The following is a 7496-nucleotide window of genomic DNA, read 5'->3' on the forward strand; positions in this document are numbered from 1 at the left end:
GCAAAGGCGCGATTTCAATCCCCCGCTTTAATTGTGGCTTGCAAAGGCGCGATTTCAATCCCCCGCTTTAATTGTGGAACTACGGATAATGTGAGATATTGAGATATTATGTGCAGCATAATTTACGTGAGAAAATGAGAGATGGTGTGCTATAGCAGTTCGCCGTGGGCGACTAACATTACCTGGCCGCCCACGGAGACGGATATCTCACCTTGCTGCTTGCTGGCGTTTAACCATAACAGGGATGGGCGGGCGATCGCATGTCCCTGTTCCACCCGCAGGGGCATCGGTGGCGAATCCAAATAGCCGTATTCCACCACATAGCCCGCCAAACAGCCATTAGCGCTGCCCGTTGCCGGATCCTCCGGTACCCCCAAATAATCCGCAAACATCCGGGCGCTGAGATGATTCTCCGGATGACGAGTTTCCGGGCAGAACAAAAACAGACATTTCGCCTCCATCTCCGCAATCAATTTAAAATACTTATCTCGGTTGACTTTTGCGCGATTTAATGCGTCTAAATTCCGCAACGGAACCATCACAAAAGGCACCCCAGTAGAAACCTGTTGCACCGGAAACCGAGAATCCATATCCCGCAATTCCAAACCCAAAACCTCACCCACAGTTTCCCGGTTTAAAACCGACAGAAACCTGGGTGGTTGTTGCTGCATCCACAACATCTCCACCTCCCCCTCGCGATAATAAAGCATCACCGGAATTTGGCCCACCTTCAGATTCAACGCCACCCGTTCGATAGGCGCTTTAATTATCTCCTTTTGGAGAATATAAGCCGTCCCTAAAGTCGGATGACCCGCAAAAGGCAATTCCCGCTCTGGCGTAAAGATGCGGACATCATAGCCCCCTTCCCGTACTGCCTCCGAGAGAACAAACGTCGTCTCGGAATAATTCATTTCCTTAGCAATGCGTTGCATCTGGACATCCGACAGCGCGGCGCTTCCCGTCACCACCGCCAATGGATTTCCGCTATATTTTTCTACCGCAAAAACATCAACAATGTAAAACTTTAACCCACTCATATTAACCTCTATTCCAAACAAACGAAACAGCAGTTTCCGCCGGGGATCGGGCTTGATTCCCCACCGGAGGAACAGAAAAAACCCCACCAGAGTCCCTCTTGCTTTAGGGGTGAAATCGAGATATTCTAGACCACATTCACCCGGACGTTGAGTGACTTTACAACTCGCGAAAAAACGCTTATGCAATTTCTCGGACTGGTCTGGATGACCTGCTGTTTGAGCAGTTTGTGGTTATCCAGCCAAACATCAATCAATTATTCCACCGCCGCCAATGCCACACCGTTTTCTGGCAAAACGTTATCGGCGATGACCCAGAATTTCGAGTTGCGCGATCGCCGTCGCCCCCACCCGGGCCGCAGGGCCGCAAAACCCGATCGCCGCCGCCCGGTCTCCCAACGCCAAAACCCGCCCCGGGCCAGGACTTTGCCGGGGAAAAACTTGCAGATTTCCGCAAACCAGCGCCCTTCCAAGACGCGGAACATCCAGCCCTTTACTACCGCCCTGAATTGGTTCAAACCCGCACAGAAGAGTGCTTGTATTTCTCAACCCAAGCAGACGAACCAAGTGCCGAAACTGGGCGGGGAAGCGATCGCGTGGCAATCCCCCCCAAGGCATCTCGCCCCGGGCAATACGATAGCAGCACAGCGCTTTCCCGTTGCCACCCCGGTGGGATTTTTGCAAAACCTGTGGCAACCGAAAACTGCCACGGCAAAACCCCCCACCACAGCCCCCGTCACGGTGAAAGTCGTGACCGTGCATCCGTTTGCTCAGCAAAACATGACGCGAGACGATCGCGACTTAACCGCCCAATGGATCGGGCAACATTTTTCCCGGCATTCCCAGGCGACCACACCCGTGATGCCATTATCCCAGACCGCTGCATTTCAGGTCTGGGTGAAAGGATATTTCATTGCCCAACTACCCGATCGCAGCATTGCCGATTTGCTCGCCTATCGAGTGCAACAATGGTTGCAAGACCCGGATGCCCAGGGCGATCGCCTGCAACTCGCTCAGATTGGTGGAGTACCCGTCTTGCAAGCCGGCGTCCGCCCTTTATTTGCGATTACCCGCCATCTTGCCAACCAACTCGATCGCAGCGGGGATTTGCTAGCGATCGAATGGCTGAACAATCTCCGCATCGCCCTATCTGCCCGGCCCGTTTCCTTCGTGGAAGCCCAAAAACAGATCTATGGCCTAGTGGAAACCAATCAAACCCTACAGGGTACAGCTTCCTGGTATGGCGCGTACTTTCACCATCGTCTCACCGCCACCGGGGAATTGTTCGACCAACAGGAAATGACCGCCGCCCATCGCACCTTACCCTTCGACACCTATCTGAAAGTCACCAATTTGCATTCGGGCAATTCGGTCATTGTCCGGATCAACGATCGCGGTCCGTACATTCCCCCGCGTAGTTTAGACCTTTCCCTAGGAGCCGCCCGCTGTATTGGCAGCGAAGAAATCGGCGTCATCCCTTACAAAGCGGTGATTATGAAACCGGGCAACCCCAGCCGGGCCATTCCCAGCAACCAGATGACTCAGCTTTGAATCGGGAGAAAACCCTCACTCCTGGGGCGAGTGACTTCCTTTCAAACAGCGGATGGCTTCTAACAAGCCTTTTGCCTTATTCAGGGTTTCCTGATATTCCATTTCTGGTTGCGAATCGGCAACGATTCCGGCCCCGGCCTGCACCGAGACGGTATGTTTCCCCGGGCCATTGCGGCGGACCACCATCGTGCGAATGGCGATCGCGGTATTCAACTCGCCCTCAAACCCGTAGTATCCGTATGCGCCGGAATAAGGCCCGCGCCGAGAACCCTCCAATTCGTAAATAATTTCCATCGCCCGAATTTTCGGGGCACCACTGACGGTTCCCGCCGGAAAACAGGCTTGGAGTAAATCCCACGCACTCTTTTCAGGGGACAGTTCCCCGCGCACGTTGCTGACAATGTGCATCACGTGGGAATAGCGCTCGATGACCATCAACTCATCTACGGTCACGCTGCCTTTGACGCAGACCCTTCCCAAATCATTGCGACCCAAATCCACCAACATCACATGTTCGGCGACTTCTTTCGGGTCTTGCAGCAAGTCGGCGGCCAATTCCCGGTCTTCTTGGGGGGTCAAACCGCGCCGCCTGGTTCCGGCGATCGGGCGCACTAGGGCTGATTTTTTCCCATCAGGGGTGCATTCTGCTTTCACCATCACTTCCGGACTCGATCCGATGATTTGCCAATCTTGGAAGTGAAAATAGGCCATGTAGGGAGAAGGGTTAATCGATCGCAAAGAACGATAAAGGGCAAAGGGGTCTCCTTCATACCCTACAGATAATCGTTGCGACAGGACGGTTTGAAAAATATCCCCCGCTTTGATATAATCTTTCGCTTTTAAGACATTTTGGCAAAAGCGCTCTGGAGTGGTATTGCTGGTATAACGCAATTCTGGAGCTTGCGGTTGCGCTTGACGGGCCGGGGGAATCCATTCTAGGAGGGTTTCGCTGTGGGAAATGGGCTGTTGCAGTTTAGCCACCAAGCGCACAACCCGATCGCAAGCGCGATCGTAAGCTGCTTTTTGGGGTAAAGTTCGCAAATCCGCGTAGGCGATCGCCCAAATCTTGCGCTTCACCTGGTCGAAAATCAGCAGATTATCCACCTGCATCCACAACCCATCGGGCAAATCCTCCTCTTGCGCCGCGTAGGTGGGCACCCTCGGTTCGATCCAGCGAATTAACTCGTAGCCCCAAAATCCGAACAATCCGCCCACCCCAGGGGGCAATTCCGGCAAATGCACCGGATCGATAGGCTGGAGGCACTGTTCGAGGGTAGCAAACGGATTGCCCTCAAAGACCTGCACCTCGCCGCTGCGATGTTTTTGAGTGGTTTGGGTGCCTCGCGCCTCCAAAATCCACAGGGGATCGCAGCCGAGGAAACTATAGCGCCCTAGGGTTTCACCCCCTTCTACGGATTCGAGCAAAAAGCTATAGGGTTGTCCCGCGCAAACCTTGTACCAAGCGGAAACTGGGGTATCGAGGTCGGCGACCCATTCCTGATAGACGGGGACGAAATTACCCCGACGGCTCAGTTCGGAAAACTGCGAAAAATCTGGAAAAATCATCAGAAAAACTCCCTGGAAATCCTACCGATTATCTGCGATCGCGGTAGGGAGAATAGGACAACCGCAAATCCTCCCATTAATCACTACCTGTAGGGTGGGCAAATATTTGCCCACCCTACCCGTGATTTACGCTGCGGTTGTCCTAGACAAAAGCGAGGCAAGTCCATGTTGCCCTCGATGCGGACAAAGATGCCCCAGCCACAGATCGGTATATCCCTGCGGGGCTGGGGCATGAGGTTAGCCGATGGATCCTCCCCTAGGTGGGCGAAAGCAGCACGGCGAACCGTGCTACTGTCGTTACCTGGGGTGGGGGGCACAGAACATCGCGCCAGCCAATCGGTTCAGGGCAGCGGGTTTAGCCTTCGGGGTTGGGATCGAAGGGGTTTTTGCCGCTGAACTTGAGTTTGGCGGGTTCGGGGTTGCTGCCGATGTTGCGGTCGATCTTGCCCACAAAAGGACGACCATCGTTGACCTTTTCCGGGAAGACGCCATCTTTCGGATGCAGGTACTCGGTTTCGCCGTTGGGGTAAATCCGGTAAATTTTGTAGTCCTCAATTTTGGGCTTAAATTTGGTCCGGAATTGAGTTCCCAGGGCGAGGCAGTGTTCCTTGCGCGGCAAATACAGAAGGTTTTCACCTTCGTTCATAATTGCAGCACCGCCGGACGGCATTTCAAACACTTGCTCCTTGGAGGAGGTCCAGGTGATGGCGTATTTTTCTTCAATTTGGGCTTTGGTGAGCAATCCGCCAGTGCTGCCACCGAATTTTGGCGGTTTTCCCGTCAATGTTTCTGCCATATTTTACTCCGGATTTTACAAGAGGCAATTTTTAGGGCATCGTACCACTGACACCCCTTGGGTCTACAGATTTATTAAAGAACTGTAACAGTTCTTTAAATTTGCGGGGTTGTCGGTTGGTTATTGGTAATTTGTGAAGCTGGAGGGGGGGAGTTGGGGGGTCGTTTGCGGCAGGGTGGGGGTGAGGGAGGCTACTTTCGCTTGCCGCTAGCCTGATGGCGCTGTCCCCGGGAGGAGCGATTGCCTCGGCGAGATTTGGGGGTAGATTTGGGGGAGGGAGAGGGGGAGTCGGAGACCGAGGCATCGGTGGGGATGGTGAAATGAAACTGACTGCCTTGGTTTTTGCCTTCGGAGGTGGCCCAAATGGTGCCGCCCCAGGCATGAACGATTTGGCGACAGATAGCTAGACCCAAGCCGGTGCCGCCGGTGGAGCGCCGCAGGGCACCTTCTTCTTGATAGAAGCGGTCGAAAACGGCTTCCAGGCGATCGGAGGGGATACCGCGTCCGGTATCGGAAATCGAGACTTGAATGAAGCGATCGCGGTTTAACTGGGCTTCTACCTTGACTTCCCCATCGGCGGGGGTAAATTTGCAGGCATTATCCAGCAATTTCGAGAGAACTTCCACCAACCACTCCCCATCAGCGCGCACTAAGGGCAGGTTGTCGGGCAGATGGGTAGAGATTTCGGGGACTTCATGGGAGGAGGAATTGGCGCGGGTGCGAATGCTGCTCAGGGCCAGTTCCACGCATTCGAGCAAGGGCAGGGGTTCGGGATTCCACTCCACTCGTCCGCTTTCCAGGCGCGAGAGGGTGAGAAAGTCTTGCACCAGGGTTCGCATGCGTTCGGCATCGTCTAAGGCGGTGCTGAGCATCACCTGTCGCAGTTCGGCGGGCATATCCGGGTCGGAGGATAGGCTCTCGAGGCAGACTTGGATGGTGGATAAGGGGGTGCGAAGTTCGTGGCCGGCGATCGCGATTAAATTGCTGCGGGTGCGATCGAGGGCTTCGAGTTGTTGGTTGAGACCTTCAAGGTTGGCATAGGCTTCCGCTTGAATCAGGGCGACCCCCACTTGGGTGGCGATCGCATCGACTAAGGTGAGCTCTTCGGCGTCCCATACCCGAGGGTCGCAACCGCACTGGTGCAATTCCACCATGCCCACTACTTGGTTTTTATAAAGCACCGGCACCATCAACCAGGAGCCAATCTGCCACTCTTGCATCAGGGTTTGCAGGGTTTTGGAATTGGCAATCCGCCGATCGGTGAGGGCGTTTTCTACCGCCACTGGGGCGAGGGCTTCCACGACTTCGCGAAACAGGGGATTATCTTGTAGCGGCCAAGTTTGTCCCGCCAGGGAGGGCACGGATGCGCCTAAATATTCGCGATCGATGGTGGCGGTGGCATCGCTTTCTTTGCAGCGATAAATCAAACAGCGACAAACATCGAGGGCCTGTCCCAGTTCGCGCACGGCAACTTGGAAGATGTCTGCGGGATTGAGGGATTGGCGGATGGCGGTGGTAATCGAGTTGATGGAACGTTCCCGTCTTTCTTGGGCGGCGATCGAGCGGTAGGTTTTGAGTAATTTGTGCTGGCCGGCTTGCAGGTAGGTGACTAACCTTTGGGCAAATGGGCCTGGATCTACGTTTTGGAAGCCGCCCAGGGCGTCGCTGTCGGGTTTGACGCCTAAGTTGTAGGTGTGGAAGGCGCGATCGATTTTGGCGTCTAATTCGGGGCGATAGATGCGAACTCGCTCGAGCAACAGTTCCCCGACTTTGGTGCAAACTAGGCGATCGAAGGTCCATATCCCCTCAAACCGTCGCGCTTGATCCATTCCGTTCAGTTCCGAGTCGGCAATCCCATTGCTATTGCTTTCGCGACACACCAAGCAGCAGGCATATTGCTCGGCAAGCACTAATAAGTGCCACTCGTTGGCTAAGCCGTCTGATGGTTCAAATGCCACGGTTTCGTGAACGTCCGAACCGCTTTTAAATTCGGTCTCCGGTGCCGCCAGCACGTACAGTTGGTCGGTTGTCGTCCCTATCCGCCGATATCGGTGCGCTTCTTGGCGATAAAATCGCTCTCTTTGGAAGCAAGCAACCACTAACGCTCGATCTGCCCCGGCCAATATTTGATCTTCCATGGCATGGGACAGTGCGGTGAGGGAAGATTTGAAGTAAATTTGAGGCCGAAGCTGGGGCATCGCTTGCAGCAAGTCTTCCAGCACTGAAGTTGGAATGCTCATTTATGGTTTCTTTTGTCGGGTTTAGGCAACAACCTTGAGGCTGCGGCATCGTTTGGGCAGGCTTTGCCCCCCCTGGCATCCGGGGTCGCGATCGCCGAAACTTTGAAATCGTTCTCTTTATCAACTTATCGCACTCAGGGACACCCGCGCAGCTTGCGCGATCGCGGCGTCTCTCGATCGCCCTCTAGGCTCCCACTGGGGGAAGACTCTCTCCACCATGCCCACAACCACTTTTGATACTCCCTACGGATAAATCCGAGGGATTCTTAAAGAGTCCAAAGTCGGACTTTTAAAGGCGCTTTTCCCCAC

General features: G+C 54.4%; 5 protein-coding genes. 1 reads left to right on the forward strand and 4 read right to left on the reverse strand.

All coding sequences use genetic code 11. The features are described from left to right. Positions 1–149: 149 nt before the first annotated feature. Positions 150–1037, reverse strand: coding sequence for a PhzF family phenazine biosynthesis protein (locus tag LKK83_RS17680; RefSeq protein ID WP_324632578.1), 888 nt, complete (start codon positions 1035–1037; stop codon positions 150–152). Positions 1038–1217: 180 nt separating this feature from the next. On the opposite strand from LKK83_RS17680, the gene LKK83_RS17685 reads away from it, so the two are divergent. Next, positions 1218–2585, forward strand: coding sequence for a septal ring lytic transglycosylase RlpA family protein (locus LKK83_RS17685; protein WP_324632579.1), 1368 nt, complete (start codon positions 1218–1220; stop codon positions 2583–2585). Positions 2586–2600: 15 nt separating this feature from the next. Here LKK83_RS17685 and trpE read toward each other — a convergent pair whose 3' ends face one another. From trpE to LKK83_RS17700, 3 genes are all read right to left on the reverse strand, one after another. Continuing rightward, positions 2601–4151: an anthranilate synthase component I gene (gene trpE, locus LKK83_RS17690; RefSeq protein WP_324632580.1), complete on the reverse strand. Its 1551-nt coding sequence runs from the start codon at positions 4149–4151 to the stop codon at positions 2601–2603. A 355-nt stretch (positions 4152–4506) separates the two neighbouring features. Further along, complete coding sequence (locus LKK83_RS17695; RefSeq protein WP_324632581.1) at positions 4507–4947, reverse strand: photosystem I reaction center subunit II PsaD; 441 nt, start codon at positions 4945–4947, stop codon at positions 4507–4509. A gap of 191 nt (positions 4948–5138) precedes the next feature. Further along, positions 5139–7187 carry a DICT sensory domain-containing protein gene (locus tag LKK83_RS17700; RefSeq protein ID WP_324632582.1) on the reverse strand — a complete coding sequence of 683 codons (2049 nt, stop codon included), beginning with the start codon at positions 7185–7187 and terminating at the stop codon, positions 5139–5141. Between the last annotated feature and the right edge of the window lie 309 nt (positions 7188–7496).

Source organism: Phormidium sp. CCY1219 (assembly GCF_035615515.1).
Lineage (GTDB): Bacteria > Cyanobacteriota > Cyanobacteriia > Cyanobacteriales > Laspinemataceae > CCY1219.

What these genes read in the sequence shown, in the direction of transcription:
- LKK83_RS17680 (WP_324632578.1), bottom strand. Translation starts at nt 1,037, where the DNA reads ATGAGTGGGTTAAAGTTTTACATTGTTGATGTTTTTGCGGTAGAAAAA.
- LKK83_RS17685 (WP_324632579.1), top strand. Translation starts at nt 1,218, where the DNA reads ATGCAATTTCTCGGACTGGTCTGGATGACCTGCTGTTTGAGCAGTTTG.
- LKK83_RS17700 (WP_324632582.1), bottom strand. Translation starts at nt 7,187, where the DNA reads ATGAGCATTCCAACTTCAGTGCTGGAAGACTTGCTGCAAGCGATGCCC.
- LKK83_RS17695 (WP_324632581.1), bottom strand. Translation starts at nt 4,947, where the DNA reads ATGGCAGAAACATTGACGGGAAAACCGCCAAAATTCGGTGGCAGCACT.
- trpE (WP_324632580.1), bottom strand. Translation starts at nt 4,151, where the DNA reads ATGATTTTTCCAGATTTTTCGCAGTTTTCCGAACTGAGCCGTCGGGGT.